The organism is Streptomyces sp. NBC_01515 (assembly GCF_045040345.1).
In the GTDB taxonomy this organism is placed as follows: domain Bacteria; phylum Actinomycetota; class Actinomycetes; order Streptomycetales; family Streptomycetaceae; genus Streptomyces.
In genome coordinates this window covers 7,245,374-7,262,440 of record NZ_CP109416.1, presented here as the reverse complement: position 1 = coordinate 7,262,440, position 17,067 = coordinate 7,245,374, and the positions used below count along the sequence as shown (strand labels likewise).

Sequence of the window (17,067 nt, the reverse complement as noted above, 5' to 3'; positions counted from 1 at the left end):
CCCTTTGCCAGAGCTTTGGGGCTTCCGGTGCATGAGTTGCCCAAGGCCCCGCCGAGCCTGAACACAACCTGAAAGCGGTGGCCGACGCGCCGGTCAGGGGCGTGTGTTGAGTGCTACACGCGGCGCGACAGCGAAGGCCGCCGCGCCGCGTGGACGGTGTTCCTGACGGAACTCGCCGTCGCCGCTGCGGACCTATCCGGGAGCGACGGCGCGGCCCGTCGTCGGGGAGATCATCCCGGCGCACAGGTTGCGGGCGGCCAGGCCCTGCGCGATGCGCGGGATCGCCGCGACCGTGTTGGCGGGCCAGTCGTGCATGAGGATGATCTGGCCGTTGGTGAGCCGGGCTGCCGCCGCGACGATCGCGTCGGTGCTCGCGCCGTTCCAGTCCTGCGAGTCGACGTCCCAAATGATCTCTTTCAGACCGTACTTGGCCTCTACGGCCTTCACCGTCGCGTTGGTCTCGCCGTACGGCGGGCGGAAGAGCCTGGGGGTGCCGCCGCCCGCGGCCGCGATGGCCTGCTGGGTCCGGGAGATCTCCGAGTCGACCGTCGCCTGGGTCTGCTGGGTCAGGTGCGGGTGGGTGTAGCTGTGGTTGCCGACCCACATACCGGCGGCGACCTCAGCCCTGACCTGCGCCGGGTACGCGACCGCGTACTGGCCCTCGTTGAACGTCGTGGCCCGGAGACCGTTCTGCTTCAGCGAGTTGAGCAGGGTGGGGGTGTTGCCGGACGGGCCGTCGTCGAAGGTGAGGCCGACGTAGCCGCCGCAAGTGGCTGCCTGAGCAGGGGTGTTGACACCGGCGGCGAGGGTGCCCGCGGCGGCCAGGGCGATGACGGCCGGCGTGGCGACCAGGGATCGTAGGGATCGTAAGGCGCTGGGTTTCATGTGAAGTGGTCCCTCCAGTGGGGGGAGTCGGAAGGTGGTCAGCCCACCGTGATGTTGGAGTTCCCGCTGCTCTGGTAGCCCTCGGTCGCGAGGATCATGTAGTAGCTGAAGCTGCCGAGCGGCATTCCGGCGCGGGCCCAGGCGTCGAAGTGGTTGCCGGTGGTGATGGTGCCGCCGGTGCGCTTCGTCTGCCGGACGCTCCAGTACTGGTCGAAGGTCTTCGTGCCTTCCACGGAGGGGGCGTTGTAGCGCGTGGTCTTGTAGATGTCGTACGTGCCGCCGTCACTGGTGACCGTGCCCTTGTACGTGCCCGTGGGCCGGTAGGTGCCCCAGTTGTCGACGATGTAGTACTCGACGAGCGGGTTCGACGTCCATCCGTACAGCGACAGGTAGCCGTTGCCGGACGGGTTGAAGGTGCCCGAGTACGTCACGTTCCGGCGGGCGCCGGTGCTCCAGCCCTTGCCCGCGACGAAGTTGCCGGTGTTGCGCCACGTGGTGCCGTAGTTGCCGCCGGAGCCGAGGTTCATGGACACGGACCCCTGGGAGTCGGTCCAGAACGAGTAGTAGTAGCCGTTGTTGGTGCCGGTCTGGTTCGTGGTGACGACCGTGGCGGCACTGGCGGTGCCGGGCAGGGTCATCGCCGCCAGGAGTGCCAGCAGCAGGGTGCAGACGCCGCTGACGAACAGCCTGAAGGGCCGGAGTGGGGGTGCGGGTGCTTTGTTCATGCGGGTGCTTCCTCCTCGTCCTCGCACATCACGGTCACGACGGCGTCAGTGTTGGTCTGGCCCTGTCAACTGTCAATAGTTTCGGTTACGAGTGCGAAATATTCGAGGCTCGCCAACACGTATCGCTCTACCGAACTCCGCAGCTCATAGGCACAATTGAACGATTCACGCCAGGAGGTCGCTCACAGGTCGTCGACGATCAAGATCCGACCATCGAATGTTTTCGCCCGAATGTTTCGAAGAATCCCCCGATCATGCGAACCGCCATCCCGCCGGTCCCGCCGCCGTTACCTGGGTCGCACCCGGCTCCAGCCGGCCCGCACGTACGACGCCCTGCGCTGTACGCACCCCTGCGGTACGGCGCCCGCCGCCGACCCGTCCGCGCGGCAGGGTTTTCGCCACGGCTGCTCATCGCCGCCCGGCAAGCAGTGCCGTCACCCCGAACTCGTACCGCTCCTCGAACGACGCCGGGGCGAGGTGCCCGGCCACCCGGTGGAGCGCGGGATGGGTCGTCTCCGAGATCGCGCGCGCCAGGATGTCGCCCAACGGCCGGTGGTCCACGGCCTGTTCCTCCTGGGTGAGACCCAGCGCGAAGTAGACGACGGCCCACGAGGTCCACGCGGCCTCGCGGTCGCCCAGGCCGCACGCGAGCAGCGCCTCGACCAGAGCCTCCGCGAAGGCCAGGGTCATGGGCTCGGCCGCGTAGGTGCCGACGACGAGTGCCGCGCCGTCGCGATGGGAGAGCAGGGCGCGGCGGAACCGGCGGGCGAGTTCGCGGGCCCGTTCGGCGGGGACGTCCGGGAGATCGGTGAGCGGAATCTCGCCAAGTACGGCGTCCGCCATCAGGTCCAGCATCCGGGCCTTGGTCTTCACATGCCACTGCACGGTGTTGATCCGCACGCCGAGCCGGTCGGCGACCGCGCGCGTGGACACCGCGTCCAGGCCCTTCTCGTCGAGGAGGTCGAGCCCTGCGCGGATCACCGTGGCCGGATCCAGTCGGTCGCTCTGTTGCTTGTTGGTCACTGACCTAGTTTACTTCACCCGAAGACTCTAGGTCAGCGACCAAGAAATGGGTGATCTCATGGCAGCGCAGCAGGTGGGGACAGGGCGGGCGGGAGCGCAGCGGGCGGAGACAGCGCAGGTCGTCATCTCCGGAGGCGGCCCCGTCGGCCTCTGGCTGGCCGCCGAACTCCGGCTGAACGGCATCTCCGTCATCGTCCTGGAACTCCGCACGGAGATCGACAACCGCTCCAAGGCGCTCACCGTGCACCCGCGCGGCGTCGAGGTGCTGGCCTCGCGCGGCATCCACCGGCGGTTCCTCGACGAGAGCCTGAAGATCTCCACCGGCCACTTCGCGAACCTGTCCAACCGGCTCGACTTCTCCGTCATGGACACCCCGTTCCCGTACACCCTCTTCATCCCCCAGGCCCGCACGGAGGCGCTCTTCGAGGAGTACGCCCGCGGGCTCGGCGCGACGATCCGGCGCGGGCATCGCGTCACCGGCTTCACCGAGCACGCGGACTCGGTGACCGTCCGGGTCGAGGGTCCGCAGGGGCCGTACGAGATCGAGGCGGAGTACGTCGCGGGCTGCGACGGCACGCGGAGCACCGTGCGCGAGGCGGCCGGGATCGAGTTCCCCGGCACGGAGTCGCGCTATCTCGGCTGGCTCGGCGACGTCCTGTTCGACAACCCGCCGGCGCCCGGCTTCAACCGCTTCACCGAGCGCGGCGGCCTGATGATCGTGCCGTTGCCCGACAACCGCTGGCGCATCGCCGGGACCAGCCCCGACAGCGAGACCGGCGAATGGCCCGGCGACCTCACGATGGACGAACTGCGGCAGAAGGTCGTCCACATCGCCGGTGACGACTTCGGCATGCGCGACCCGTCCTGGCTCTCCCGCTACGGCAACGCAACCCGGCTCGCCTCCCACTACCGGCGTGGCCGCGTCGTCCTCGCGGGCGACGCCGCGCACCAGCACTACCCGACCGGCGGGGTCGGCATGAACGTCGGTTTCCAGGACGCCTTCAACCTCGGCTGGAAGCTGGCCGCGACGATCGACGGCTGGGCCTCGGACGGCCTGCTGGACAGCTACCACACCGACCGCTACCCGGTCGGGGAGCAACTGATGGAGCACAGCCGCGCGCAGACCTACCTGTTCCACGCCTTCACGCCCGAGGGCCTCGCCCTGCGCGACCTGCTCAGCCGGATGGTCCCCGAATCACGGGAGTTCAGCGACGTACTGGCCGGCCGCCTGACCGCCCTCGACGTCGCCTACCCGAGCCCCGACCCCGCGGCCCACCCGGTGACCGGCACCCGCGCCCCCGACGTCCCCCTCCCCAGCACCGACAGCACCCTGTTCGGCGCGCTGCGGGCGGACTCGTACGTCCTGCTCGACCTGACGGCGGAGGGCGCGCTGGCGGACCGCGCCCAGGAGCGGATCACGGTCCACGCCGGTGCGCCCGACCGGACCCGGCCCGCGTGGGCGGACGTACGCGCCGCCCTGATCCGCCCCGACGGACACGTCACCTGGGCGTGGACGGAGGAGGACGACACGAAGCTCGCGGCGCGGGTGGACGCGGTCGTCGCCACGACCCTCGGCCGCTAGAAAGGAACCGGACTCATGGACCTCGGACTGAAGAACAGGGTGTACGTCGTCACCGGCGGCACCCGCGGGCTGGGCTACGCCGTCGCCCGCGAACTGGTCGCCGACGGCGCCAAGGTGCTCGTCACCGGCCGCGACGAGAAGCGCGCGGCGGAGGCGGCGGCCGAGCTGGGCCCGAACGCGGCCGGAGTCGCCGTGGACAACTCCGACCCGCAGGCTCCGCACCAACTGATCGCCACCGCAAGGGAGTTGTACGGCGCCTTCGACGGCATCCTCGTCAGCGTCGGCGGCCCGCCGGCGGGCGACGTGGCGGCCACCACCGACGCACAGTGGCAGGCGGCCTTCGAGTCGGTGTTCCTGGGCGCGGTACGGCTGGCCCGAACGGCCGCGGCGGAATTGGGAGTTGGGGGTGTGATCGGCTTCGTCCTCTCCGGCACGACCCACGAACCGGCCCCCGGCATGGCGATCTCCAACGGCCTGCGCCCCGGCCTCGCCGGCTTCGCCAAGTCCCTGGCCGACGAACTGGGCCCCCGCGGCATCCGCGTCGTAGGCGTCCTCCCGGGCCGCATCGCCACGGACCGTATGCGCGAACTGGACGGCCTCGCCCCCGACCCCGGCGCCAGGCGGGCCGGCAACGAGTCGGCGATTCCGCTGGGGCGGTACGGGGCGCCGGAGGAGTTCGGGCGCGTGGGGGCCTTCGTGCTGTCGCCGGCGGCTTCCTACGTCACCGGGGTGATGGTGTCGGTGGACGGCGGGGCGCGGCGGGGGTTCTGAGACCGGTCGGCCCTGGGGCGCGGGGCGCTTGCTCGGTGCCCCGCGCCCCAGGGCCGTAGCTCACGCGGCGGTGCTTCGGCCGCTCATATCCAGAGCTTGACGGCTTCGAGCCAGCGGGTGTTCTCCAGGGTGCCGCCGAAGATGTAGCCGGGGCGTGGCTGGGTGCAGTCCGAACCGCCCCAGTCGTAGCCGTGGACGATGGCGGACCGGCAGAGCTGCCCGCTGCCGATGTTGATGGCGAAGCCCGTCATGTAGGGGGCGCCCGACTTCGTGCTCCCGATGTAGTTGTTCTTGCCGTTGCCCATGACGGCCGTCCACTGCGGTTCCCACTTGCCCTGGCCACTGGTCGACTTGGCGTCGTGCACGAAGGCGTTGGCGGCCGAGCCGCCACCGCCGTACACCGCGATGTTGAGGGCCTGGATCGGATGGGTCCCGCTCGTCGTTCCGGCCAGCGTGCCGTCGCAGACGGGCTTCTGCCAGCCCTGTCCGGTGAGGTACGCGCGGTAGCAGATGTGCCGCCCGGACGGGTCGCTCCGGTGGAGCCGGTTCACCGCGGTGGCGGCGGTGTCCTGCGCGGGCTTCGCGGTCACGGTGGCGCGCGGCGGCTTCGCGGTCACGGTGACGGTGACCCCCGCCAGTCCTCCTGGCCCTCCTCCCGTCCCGCCCCCGCTCTTCGGGGCCTTCGCGCCCTTCGAGGTCTTCGGCTCGGCCGACGGTGAGGTGGCCGTCGCGCTGGGCGGTGGGAGCAGTGTGCTCGCGGACGCGGAGTCGGTCGGCGCCGTCTCCCCGGCCAGCGGGGTCCCGCTCGTCTCGGCGCCGGAACGGGCGGTCTGCTTCTGGCGCCCCCCGTCGTCCGGCGCGCCGCTGCCCAGGATCACCAGCGGAACGATGACGAGAGCGGCCACGGCGAGGGCCATCGGCCCCACGACCAGGGGCTTGTGGAGCAGACCGGGCGACGCGTACTCGTCGTCCGACTGGCGCCGTCCGTTCCCCGGGGCAACCTTCGAGGCCGGGCGGACCGTGGGCGAGGGCGGAGGCGGGGGCGGCCCCGCGAGCCGGCGCTGCCTCTCCTGCTCCAGTGTGTACGCCTCGACGTCGAAGGGGTCGTCGGCGTCGTCGCGGTCACCATCACCGTCGTCATCGCCGTGGTCGAGGTCGTCGTCAAGGTCGTCGTCGCGGTCGTCCGCACGGTCGTCGGGGGTGTCGGGGTCGTCGAGATCGTCGTCGTCCCCGGAAGGGACGGCATCCGCCGTCGGTTCATCCGGCTCCGGGCCTACGGCCCGTTCGGCGGGCCCGGCATCTCCCAGTGGCGGCGGGACGGGTCCCAACTCCTGTGCCGGTTCCTGCGGTTGCCCCTCCTGCTCCAGGAGGCTGCTCGAACCGTCGGGAGCGACCTCGACGAACGCCACGTATCCCGCGGCGGGATCGGAGATGGTCGCCGTCACGGTGGTGTTCCGCTCACGGGCGTATCCGTGCAGTCTGTCGAGGATCGCGGCGTCGACCGCCTCCCCGTCCCCCAGGAGTACGGGTTCGCCGTCGATGGCGGCCGAGCCGTCTCCGGAGATGACCACCGCATGGCGTGGCGCCGGCCCGGACGGCTCCCCGGCGGATTCCGGTTCGCTGAGATCCACCGGCTCACCGGACACGGCGTGGTCGTCCCCCGCGATCGGCTCGTCCGTCTCTTCACCCCGGCTCATGGCGCTTCCTCTCCTCTGACGTCTCCCGGCCGACACGGCCCCGGTCGGGAACGGCGTGACGGTCCCCGGACAGCGCAACGGGTGCCGTACGGGAACGGTTCAATTCCTCGGTCACGGGCCCGCATCGATCGAACAGAAATCCCCACACTCCGGCAGGTGCCTTGTGGCGCAAGGGTCTTGAGTACAGTCCGGGGCGTGAACGGCTACGAAGAATCTCTGCGTTTCGCCGTGCTGGGGCCGGTCCGTGCATGGCGCGGTGAGCAGGAACTCGACCTCGGTTCGCCACAGCAGCGGTCGGTCCTGGCCGCGCTCCTGTTGCGGCGGGGACACGCTGTCGCGCTCGCCGAACTCCTCGGCGCGGTCTGGGGCGAGGAACAGCCGCAGGCCGCCGTGTCCGTGCTGCGGACCTATGTGTCGCGCCTCCGCAAGGTCCTGGAACCGGACCGGGCGACGGCCGACCCGCCACGGGTGGTCGTGTCGGTCGGAGACGGATACCTGGTCCACCTGCCGGCGGACGCCCTGGACCTCGCCGTGTTCGAGCGGCGCGTCACGGAGGCGAAGAAGCTGCGCGCCGCCGGGCGGTCGGCCGCCGCCGCGGAACTGCTGCGCGTGGCACTCGGCGGCTGGCAGGGGGCCGCACTGGGAGGCCTCCCAGGCCCGCTGGCCGAGTCCGAGGGCTCCCGGCTGGACGAGGAACGGCTGGCCACGCTGGAGACCTGGCTGGACATCGAGGTCGAACGCGGCCACCACAGCGAGGTAGTCGCCGAACTGGTCTCGTTGACCGGCAGACACCCGCTGCGGGAGCAACTGTGCCGACTGCTCATGCTGGCGCTCTACCGGTCCGGGAGACAGGCCGAGGCACTGGCCGCCTACCGCGGTACGCGGAGCACCCTGGTGGCCGAACTGGGCATCGAACCCGGTACGGCGCTGCGGGACCTGCACGACCGCATACTGGCGGCCGACGCGACCCTGGACCCCGGCCCGCCCGGGCGGACACCTCCGCAGGCGGAGCCGGACTCCCCGGTGCCAACGGCCTCCCCGGCCGTCGTACACGCGGCCCGCCCCGCACAACTGCCCGCCGATCTGCCGACGTTCGTCGGCCGGTGCGCCGAACTCGACCGGGCCCGGGCCCTGTTGCCCGAGCGGGGCGGTGCCCCGGGCACGGTGGTGATCACCGCGATCGGCGGTATGGCCGGCATCGGCAAGACGACCCTGGCCGTGCACTGGGCGCACGAGGTCGCCGACCGCTTCCCCGACGGACAGCTCTACGTCAATCTGCGCGGCTTCGATCCGACCGGCTCGCTCGTGACGCCGGACGAGGCCATCCGCGCCTTCCTCGGCGCGCTCGGCGTCCCCCCGATGCGGATCCCCTCCGGCCTCGACGCCCAGACGGCGCTGTACCGCAGCATGCTCGCGCAGCGGCGGATGCTGGTCCTCCTCGACAACGCGCGTGACACCGACCAGGCCCGCCCGCTGCTGCCCGGCTCCCCCGGCTCCCTGGTCATCGTCACCAGCCGCAGCCGGCTCACCGGCCTGGTCGCCGGCGAAGGGGCGCATCCGCTGACCCTGGACCAGTTGACGCCCGCCGAGGCGCACGCCCTCCTGGCGCGCCGGCTCGGCGCCGCCCGGCCGGCGGCGGAACCGCGGGCGGCGGACGAGATCATCACGCGGTGCGCCCGGCTGCCGCTGGCGCTGGCCATCGTCGCCGCCCATGCCGTCGCCCACCCCGGCTTCCCGCTGAGTGCCATCGCCGGGGAACTGCGCGACAGCCACGGCAGCCTCGACGCCTTCGCCTCCGGCGACGACATCACCACCGACGTACGGGCCGTCTTCTCCTGGTCGTACAAGGCGGTGTCCGCTCCGGCCGCGCGCATGTTCCATCTGCTGGGCCTGCACTCCGGACCCGACATCTCCGCGCCCGCCGCGGCCGCCCTCGCCGGGCTCCCGGTGCGGGAGACCCGCGGTCTGCTCATCGAGCTCACCCGCGCCCACCTGCTCACCGAACACTTCCCGGGCCGCTACACCCTGCACGACCTACTGCGCGTCTACGCCGCCGAACGCGTCCGCGCCGAGGAGACGGCGGCGGAGCGGGAGCGGGCCGTGGAGCGGCTGCTCGCCTGGTATCTGCACACCGCCGACGCGGCCTACCCGCACATCACCCCGCAGCGTCGCCGGATCCCGCTCGAACCGCTGCCGGCCCGGTGCCGGCCGTTGGAGTTCACGACGCACGACCAGGCCCTGGACTGGTGCGAGACCGAACGGGCCAACCTCGTCACCGCCGTGCACCAGGCGGCCGGGTCCGGTCGGCCGGGTGTCGCCTGGCGGCTGCCCGCCGTGCTGTGGGGGTTCTTCTACCTGCGCAGCCACACGCACGACTGGGTGGACACCGCGCAGGTGGGCCTGACCGCCGCCCGCGCGGCCGACGACCGCTGGGGCGAGGCGCAGGGCCTCGCGGACCTGGCCGCCGCGCTGCGCGGCTCGGGCCGGCTCGACGAGGCCGCCGACCAGTTCCGCCTGGCGATGGTCGCCTTCCGGGAGCTCGGGGACGCCGATGCCAGAGTGTCGGCCGTGACCAATCTGGGCGACACCTATCTGCAGTCCGGCCGGCTCGGCAAGGCCGTCGAGTACATCCGCCGGGGGCTGGCAGTCGAGCAGGTCGTCGGCAGCGCCTGGGGGGAGGGGATCTCCCTGTGCAACCTGGGCGACGTCTACCAGCGGCTCGGCCGGTTCGACGAGGCCGTCGGCTGCCTGGAGCGGGCGCTGGACCTCCTGCGGGCCAACGGCAACCGCTGGGTCGAAGGCGTCACCCTCGACATCCTGGGCACGGCCCATCGCCGGCTCGATCGCCACGACGACGCCGTCGAGTACTACCACCAGGCGCTCAGGACACACCGGGACATCGGCAACCGGTGGGGAGAGGGCCACACCCTGGGCAACCTCGGTGACGCCCAACTGGCCGTCGGCGAACCGGAGTCCGCCCGTGACAGCTGGCGCGAGGCACTGGCGATCTTCGTGGAGTTCGACCACCGGGACGCCGCGAAGATCCGCGAGCGCCTCGGCCGGCTGGAGGACGGTCCGCCGCACTCCGGCGTGCGGCGGGCCGTGCCGGGGCGGGCCGCCTGACAGGGCCTCCGGTCGATCACCGCCTGGCCGTGCCCCCGGGGGGCGGGTACACGGCCAGGCTGCACCCGTACAACGGGCGGGACGTGAGGATGGTTCAACCCCGGGTCAGCTCGCGTCGTGGTAGACACGGCCGCTGGCGTTGGCGGTCGTGCCGTCGTAGAGGCCGGTCGGGCTGGTCTGCGTGGAGAGCGTGAACCACGCGTAGCGTTCCACGAAGTCCAGGCTGTCCAGCATCTGCGTCGACGACGTGATGAAGGCGGTCTGTTCCTGCTCGCTGGGGTAGCGGGGGGCGGGCTGGGGGACGTCGGGGGTGGGCGCGGGGAAGCCGATGAGGCCGTACTCGGTCAGCCAGATCGGCTTGTGGTAGCGGTCCCAGACGGCCTGCAGATAGCCGCGCAGCTGGTTGGCGGCATCGGGGCCGAAGTCGGAGCCGTACCAGTGCACGGGGATGAAGTCGACGCGCAGACCGCGGTCGCTCGCTCCCTTCATGAAACGGTCCAGCCAGCCGCCGTCGTCGGCGGCGCCTGCGGACACCGCGGGCGCTCCCAGCCGCAGTCCGGTGGACTCCAGCCGGGGCCACAGGTCCAGTGCTTGTTCAGCCGTCATGTTGGACTGCCCGGCGTTGTCGGGCTCGTTGAAGCCGAGGAGTTCCTTGCTGCCGCCCTGGGTCGCGGCGCTCAGTTCGGCGTCGGTGACGGAGCCGGGCCCCCAGATCATCGGCACGTAGTCGACACCGTCCGGCTTGGTGACCGCGCCGGTGGAGGACGCCCAGTTGAAGTACCAGGACGCGCCGGACTCGGCCAGCGCCTGGGAGGCGCCGTCGACGGCGTTGAGGCTGACGCCCTTGCGGGTCGAGGCGGCCGTGGTGGCGGGTTGGGTGGCGGGGACGGGCTGAGTGGTGGCGGGGTCGGCCGGGGCGGGGCTGCCGGTTCCGAAGGCGACGGTCAGGCCGCTGCACTTGGTGCACTGGTACATGACCTTGTTGCCCGGTTCGGCGTCCTGCTTGGACCAGGCGTACGCCGTGGGGCACTTCTGGTTGATCATGTCGCTGTACGGGGTCTTCGCGTCCCGGTCCGGATTGACGCACACCAGCGCCTGCCCGGTACCCGGGTCCTTGATCAGGTCCTCGGCCGGGCAGCCGGACAGCAGATCCTCGGCGCAGCCCGCCACCGCGCACTCGCCGCTCGCGGGCGGGGTCACGTCGTTCGGCGTGATGGTGACGGGCGCGGCGACGGCGTCGACGTAGCTGACGTCGTACCAGGGAGCCAGCGAGTCGGCCGGGTCGAAGTTGAACTCGGCGAGTCCGGTGGGCTGTTGGCCGAGCGTGCAGTGGTCGACGTAGGGTCCGCAGTCGCCCACGGCGCAGTGGAACGTGCTCCCGTCGTCACCGCCGCACCCCTGACGGGCGAAGAAGGTGCCGCGCCAGTGCCCGGCACCCTCGTGCTCCGGCACGGTGATCGTGGCGGACTGGCCCGGGTCCAGCGTCGGCAGCCCGGTGATCACGGTCGAACCGTCCGCGTTGACCTCGCTGCCGACCCAGATGCGGGCGGCTGTGTTGTTCCGCAGGGTGATGGTGTGGTCGGCGACCGCTGCGACCGTCGATCCGTCGATGTTCTGGCTGTGGGAGCGGTGGACCTGTATCCCCACGGCGGTGCCTGTGACACCGACGATCACCAGGAGCAGGGCCAGGAGCAATGAAGTACGTCTACGCATAGAGCGGGTCTCTCCATCGGGCTTGCGCGGGTTGTCCGACGATCAGTCGTCGCCGCCGCAGGCACGACGGATCAGCACGGTGGATGGTTCAGGGGGGTGTGTGCCGATCCCCGTTCCGGACCTGCCGAACCACCTTGTTGAACCGTTCGCCCCGGCGGCCCGTTGTGCTCCTGTGCGTCCAGGCGCGCCATGAGATCCGACCGAGGAGAAAACCGAAGCGAAAGGGGTCGCCGTGGCCAACACCAATCCGGTTCCCCGACGATCAAGGCGGTTGACCAAGAGGCAGCCCGCCTCCCAGCGGGACACTCCCTGGAAGTCCATGGCGCGGCATCTGATCGACGACGATCTCCGTGCGACTTCGAGCACCCGCGATCTGGCAGAGGGCCTCTCGCAGCTGTGGCGAAGGCTGACGGGATCGCGCTCCGGGGGCAGTGCCGGACCGTCCGGTGAGGCCGGTGGAAGCGGCGAGTCACCTTCCCCGGCCGGGGAGAGCGCGCCCCCTGTCGCGCGTCTCCCTCCCACCGCGGCCGGGGCGCTGAACCTTCTTACGCTGGAGCAGCTTCAGCAGGTCACGCACGAGATGCTGGAGCTCATCGCGGAAAGCCCCCAGTTGCAGAGGGCGTACAAGAACAACCGGCTCCCGATACTCGAGGAACTGTTGGAGCGGGGCGCCCCGGAGAACCAGCCGCCGCACCGAACCACCCAAGTCCCCCGAACGCCCCCGCCGTCGTCCCCGGTGCCGTCTCCCCCACGAGAGCGACCGCCGACGAGGCCCACTTCCCCATGGGAGCGACCGCCGACGGACTCCCCTCCCATGCGAGAGGTTCCGTGGTCGCGGCCGTTGACGTACGACCCCGACTCGATCGGCCACGGACGTCAGGCGTCGACCCCGTCGCTCACGCCTTCCGGACCGGCGACGCCGTCCCCGGCGCTCTCGCCCCTGGAATTCCCGCTCCTGGATCCCCCGCCGGCGCGGCCCAAAGGTCCCCTGGATCTGCGGAACCTTCTCGACAGAGCGCACGCACTGAGCGCGATCTTCGACGACCGTTCAGCGCAGGAACAGTCTCTCGACCTGACAGGCGATCACCACGCGTCGGCGGATCACACACTGTCGGATCACACACCGATGGATTCCCCGGTGATCCTGCCCGACACACCTGATCTGCGGGCCACCGTGACTCCCGTCGAGGATGTCGCGCATCTCCCGACTCCCCCTGGCGAGAAAGCCCCCTACCCGTTCCCCAGCATTCCGACGCGGGAACACCGCGAGCAGCCACCGGCGGACACGTCCGACAGAACGGCGCTCCAGCGGGCGGCCGGATACCTCTCCTCGACCCAGAACGGCCGGACGACGACCCCGACCTCCACCAGCCCCGCGAACAGCGTCAGTTCCCCGTCCCGTCCCGTGCCCCCGCCGAGCCGGTCCGGGAGCCCGCGAGTCCGGTGACCGAGGGACCGTGGACACAGCGCGGCCCTTGCAGCCGGTCGGATGCCGACTGCAAGGGCCACTGCGCGCGTCGACCGATCCTGCCGGCTCACCCCGCCGGGGCGACGACCGACAACTCGAACCCCGCCGGCAACGGCAACAAGCCGGCCGGCAACGGTGATCGGGGAGGCTGCCGGACACTGCTCACGGGCCGGCCAGAAGCTCGACGAGGAAAATCTCCGGGCGCCTCGAACCCGGGCTGCCGTCGCCTCAACAGCCCGGCCGGCGCGAAGCGTCCGGCACCGGTGGCCGCCCGCTCGCATTCCTCGCGAACCGTCTCGGAGTCGATTCCGCCGAATGCTTCGACCTCGTACCTCATCATGCCGCTTCTCCCTGTGGTGGACGGCCATGGCCGCATTCCGCGTTCGAGACGCACAACGGATCGCGTCCACCGGGGGTTCAACGTTTGAACCGCTCGTAACGGTCCAGCCGTTTTGGCTGTGCACCCCTTCGAAAGGAACTCGACATGTCCCAGACGACCACGAACACCGAACCGGCGAAGAGCCCCGCACCGGAGAAGAAAGCAGAATTCATCCTCTACCTGGAGGGCTCCGCATACGACGACGCGCTGAAGGGTCTGGTCGACTGGGTGGGGTTCCTGCTGCTTCCGGTGTACGGCAGGGAGCCGCACTCGTCCTCCCCCTGGTGTCCTCGCTGGTGGGAACATCCCGAAGCGGTCGCGCAGTTGCACGCCCTGTGGATGTCCTGGCAGGAGCTGACGGGCCCCGGCTCCTCGCTGAGCGGCCCGCTCAACTGGCACCGCGACTGCATGGCCCATGTGATGGCCTCGCTGCGCGACCCTTCCGGGCCGTTCGCCGGCTGCAAGGCGGGGAGCCATCGGGCCAAGGAGGCGCCGACAGCCGATGAGTACGGCTTCTGACCTCGACGCCAAGATCCTTCCTAAGTTCGTTGAACCCTTTTCCCCCTCCGTTCCGTTGAGTTCAGACAGATGCGTGAACAATTTCGGTTCACACACCGAGAATTCCGGAGGTCCGCGCAATGGGTGAAAAGCCCGATGGAAGCTGGCAGGGAGAAGGCACAGAGGTATCGCTGAGCCTGACCCCCGAGCAGAACGCCGCAGTAAAGGAATTCCACGAGGCCGGAGTGGCCCGCCGGCCGGCCTACGACGCCATGATGCGCGGTGTTGTCGCCGCCAACGCGGGTCTCGGGATGGTGCTGGTGGGAGACACGGGAGAGGGCGAGATCGAGCACTCCCTCAAGGGTCTGAACTCGCTGCGCCGAAAGGTCGCGAGTCAGCTCCCCGACTACGAAGGCGACATCCAGGCGGTCCTCGCCGACGTCAAGGACCTGCACCGCTACTCGTCGGCCACCGAACCCGCCAACTACACGGCGGCGGCCGAAGGCGCCGTCAACCATCTGAACGGCGAGAACGCCGAGTTCATCAAGTTCAATCACAGCTGGCGCAATCCCGTCTACAAGGGCGGCAACGCCGTGGTCAAGCCGGCCATACAGGTCGACGCCACGGACCCGGAGGTGCGTGCCTTCCAGAAGGACAGCATCGTTCAGGACGCCGCGAAGACGATCGCAGCGAGGGAGGACCCCACCGACCTCGGTGCCCCCAGCCCGGCAGTGACGGTCGAGTTGCAGGCCAGAGGGTTCGACGTCCCCTGCGAGTTCCAGATGCACACCCCGGGCAACCTCAAGGTCAAGGACAAGCTGCATCTGCCCTATGAACTTCAGCGCTCAGGCATGCTGGAGAAGAAGTTCGGTGCTGATGCGCAGGCCTACAAGCAGGCGACCGACTATGTGATGGCCTCGATGTATCAGGGCCGCGACGACGTCATGCCGGCCAACCTGGATCGCCTGGACGCGCTGACGCGGTCGATGAAGGTCGGCAAGGTGCTGGACGGACCTGCCTCCGTTCCGGCACCGAAGCCGGAAGCGCTGGCCCAGGTGAACAGGATCCTGTTCGCCATGGAGGCCATCCAGAACCAGCAGCCTCTCCAGCGAAGGAACAGCAACCAGTCGCTCTACGAGCGGGCGGCCGAGGCGGCACAGTTGCCGGCGATCAGTCGCACGAACAGCGCACCCGGCGAGATACCCGTGCACACGGCCCCGGCCGTGTCCCCCACCCGCCACACCCCGGCCCCGGCCCCGGCGCGCTGACCACCACGACAGGACCACATCGGAGCACGTGAAGGAGGGAGGAGCCGGATGGCCTACACGTATTGGGCCCATGAGATGGAGATCCCGGAACTCGGCACCGCCGACAGTCTGTGGCGGCACTCCGACGCCGCGAGGACGTGGGAGTACCGGTCTCTCATCGACAGTGAGTGGCATCAGCCCCGTCTCGACGGCGGACCGAGCGCACCCGTGCCGAACCAGCTGCGTCAGCTGTCGGAGCAACAGGCCAGGGACATGAGCAGCCGCGCTCCGCAGGAGCTGTACGTGTACACCCAGCGCCTGATCGGCGACTCGGCCAGGCCGGGGGCTGTTTCGAGGCGCATACCGAGCCCGGAGAGCTTCCAGGATCAGGTGTTCTCGATCGAGGGCAAAGGGGGCAAGTGGATACCCACCACCAGCATCGCCGCGTTCACCAACACGTATCAGGACGACCGGCCCCGCCACGTGCGGATCAGCCATGAGGCTGCCCGGCGTCATGTCAGGGGCAAAGCGCCCGGCGCGCTCGCGGAGTTCGACCGGCCGTTCCGCGCCAACACCGCGGAGGTGCAGAGGCGGGCGGCCGCGGCACAGGCGGGGAAGTTCCAGTCGTCCCTCAGCGCGGTGCCGGAGAGCGGCGAGCATCGCAGTCCCCCGCCGTCGCCGAGCTTGGCCACCCATCCGAAAATAGCGGCGAAGTAGCCCACGGCGTCAGCAGTCCCCAGGCATCCTGTCCACCGCTCCGGTGGGCAGGATGCTTCGCTGTGCGGCCGTACGAGAAAGCCGTTCCTCTCGCGGGCCGGCGAGGGGAACGGCGATGTGCGCGACCGATTCTCCACGTCACGCGTCCGGCCGTACCACCCCCAAGATCAGCATCGAGGCCGCCGGCGACTCATACACGTACCGCCCCGGCCGCGGCGCCGAGATGATGTTCCCGCCCCCGACGTAGATCGCCACATGGCTCGCGTCGGAGAAGTAGATGATCAGGTCACCGGGTCGCATGTCCTCGATCGGGACGTGCTTGAGCCGGGCCCACTGCTGTTCCGATGTGCGGGGGATGGTGACGCCCGCCGCGAGCCACGCCTGGGACGTGAGGCCGGAGCAGTCGTAGGAGTCGGGGCCCTCGGCGCCCCAGACGTAGGGCTTGCCGATCTGCTGGACGGCGAAGGCGATGGCCTTCTGGCCGGCGGTCGTCGCGTCGGTGCCGACCTTCTTGAGGATGCCCGTGCTCTCCCACTTCGCCTGGGCCTGGTCGGCGTCCTTCTTCTCCAGGTCGGCGAGGCGTTGGCGTTCCTTCGCCGCCAGCGAGGACTCCAACGCCTTCGCCTCGTCGATGTGTTGCTCGATCGTCGTGCGCTGCGCCGCCATCGCGCGCCGACTCGCCCGCAGCCGCTTCAGTTCGGCCGCCGCCTCGTCCGTGCGGGTGCGCAGGGACGCCTTCGTCGTCTTCAGGTCCGTCAAAAGGTTCTGCGTGTTCTGCTGGGCCTGGAGCGCCAACCCCGCGTTGTCCAGGGCCCGTCCGGGGTCGCTGGCCAGCGCGAACTGGAGCTCGGCGGGCACTCCGCCGCCGCGGTACTGGGCCCTGGCCGCAGCTCCGGCAAGGGAGTTGAGGCGGGTCAGTCTCGCCTCGGCCGTGCGGACCTGGGAGCTGAGCGAACCGACACGCTTCGTCTGCGCCGTCACCCTGCCGTCGGCCGCGTCGTACTTGTCGGTCGCCACCTCCGCCTGGTGGTACAGGCTCGCCAGCCTGGCCTGTACCTCGGTGAGGGTCTGGGGGTCGGCCTGGGCGCCCTGTTGGCTCGCCGCCGTCAGGGCGCAGGCCAGGGCGACGGCTGCCGCCGCCCGGTGGCCGTGTGTGCGCAGAGGCCGTCTCATCTGGGCCGAAGCTCCCTTCGTACGCGTCGGTGAGGATGCGTACGCACAACGGGCGCCACCCGTACG

12 protein-coding genes are annotated in these 17,067 nt (G+C 70.4%); 6 read left to right on the top strand and 6 right to left on the bottom strand.

What is annotated here, in order from left to right; all coding sequences use genetic code 11:
• Window positions 1–192 precede the first annotated feature (192 nt).
• The 3 genes from OG407_RS33060 to OG407_RS33050 all read right to left on the bottom strand — a co-directional run bounded on the left by OG407_RS33060 (window position 193) and on the right by OG407_RS33050 (window position 2,633).
• Window positions 193–885: a polysaccharide deacetylase family protein gene (locus tag OG407_RS33060; protein WP_405863185.1), complete on the bottom strand. Its 693-nt coding sequence runs from the start codon at window positions 883–885 to the stop codon at window positions 193–195.
• A 38-nt stretch (window positions 886–923) separates the two neighbouring features.
• Window positions 924–1,610, bottom strand: a complete 687-nt coding sequence (locus OG407_RS33055) for a glycoside hydrolase family 11 protein (RefSeq protein WP_405863184.1) — start codon at window positions 1,608–1,610, stop codon at window positions 924–926.
• 408 nt (window positions 1,611–2,018) lie between these two features.
• On the bottom strand, window positions 2,019–2,633 hold the full coding sequence (locus OG407_RS33050) for a TetR/AcrR family transcriptional regulator C-terminal domain-containing protein (protein WP_405863183.1): 615 nt from the start codon (window positions 2,631–2,633) through the stop codon (window positions 2,019–2,021).
• Between the two features lie 58 nt (window positions 2,634–2,691).
• Here OG407_RS33050 and OG407_RS33045 point away from each other — a divergent pair, with 58 nt between their 5' ends.
• On the top strand, window positions 2,692–4,215 hold the full coding sequence (locus OG407_RS33045; protein ID WP_405863182.1) for an FAD-dependent monooxygenase: 1,524 nt from the start codon (window positions 2,692–2,694) through the stop codon (window positions 4,213–4,215).
• 15 nt (window positions 4,216–4,230) lie between these two features.
• Window positions 4,231–4,986 (top strand): SDR family NAD(P)-dependent oxidoreductase, encoded by a 756-nt coding sequence (locus OG407_RS33040; RefSeq protein ID WP_405863181.1) that lies wholly within the window; start codon window positions 4,231–4,233, stop codon window positions 4,984–4,986.
• 83 nt (window positions 4,987–5,069) lie between these two features.
• Here the strand turns inward: OG407_RS33040 and OG407_RS33035 are convergent, their stop codons facing one another.
• A complete protein-coding gene (locus tag OG407_RS33035) occupies window positions 5,070–6,683 on the bottom strand; it encodes a hypothetical protein (RefSeq protein ID WP_405863180.1) in 1,614 nt (537 codons plus the stop codon).
• A gap of 195 nt (window positions 6,684–6,878) precedes the next feature.
• Between OG407_RS33035 and OG407_RS33030 the strand changes: the two genes are divergently transcribed.
• Entirely contained in the window at window positions 6,879–9,806 is a 2,928-nt protein-coding gene (locus OG407_RS33030; RefSeq protein WP_405863179.1) for an AfsR/SARP family transcriptional regulator, read from the top strand.
• A gap of 105 nt (window positions 9,807–9,911) precedes the next feature.
• Here OG407_RS33030 and OG407_RS33025 read toward each other — a convergent pair whose 3' ends face one another.
• Window positions 9,912–11,519, bottom strand: a complete 1,608-nt coding sequence (locus OG407_RS33025; RefSeq protein ID WP_405863178.1) for a glycosyl hydrolase — start codon at window positions 11,517–11,519, stop codon at window positions 9,912–9,914.
• Window positions 11,520–13,471: 1,952 nt separating this feature from the next.
• Here OG407_RS33025 and OG407_RS33020 point away from each other — a divergent pair.
• The 3 genes from OG407_RS33020 (at window position 13,472) to OG407_RS33010 (ending at window position 15,828) form a co-directional block, all read left to right on the top strand.
• Complete coding sequence (locus tag OG407_RS33020) at window positions 13,472–13,885, top strand: DUF4913 domain-containing protein (RefSeq protein WP_405863177.1); 414 nt, start codon at window positions 13,472–13,474, stop codon at window positions 13,883–13,885.
• A 119-nt stretch (window positions 13,886–14,004) separates the two neighbouring features.
• Window positions 14,005–15,132, top strand: coding sequence for a hypothetical protein (locus OG407_RS33015; protein WP_405863176.1), 1,128 nt, complete (start codon window positions 14,005–14,007; stop codon window positions 15,130–15,132).
• 48 nt (window positions 15,133–15,180) lie between these two features.
• Window positions 15,181–15,828, top strand: a complete 648-nt coding sequence (locus tag OG407_RS33010; protein ID WP_365305282.1) for a hypothetical protein — start codon at window positions 15,181–15,183, stop codon at window positions 15,826–15,828.
• 138 nt (window positions 15,829–15,966) lie between these two features.
• On the opposite strand, the gene OG407_RS33005 is transcribed toward OG407_RS33010, so the two are convergent.
• Window positions 15,967–17,001, bottom strand: a complete 1,035-nt coding sequence (locus OG407_RS33005; protein ID WP_405863175.1) for an NlpC/P60 family protein — start codon at window positions 16,999–17,001, stop codon at window positions 15,967–15,969.
• Between the last annotated feature and the right edge of the window lie 66 nt (window positions 17,002–17,067).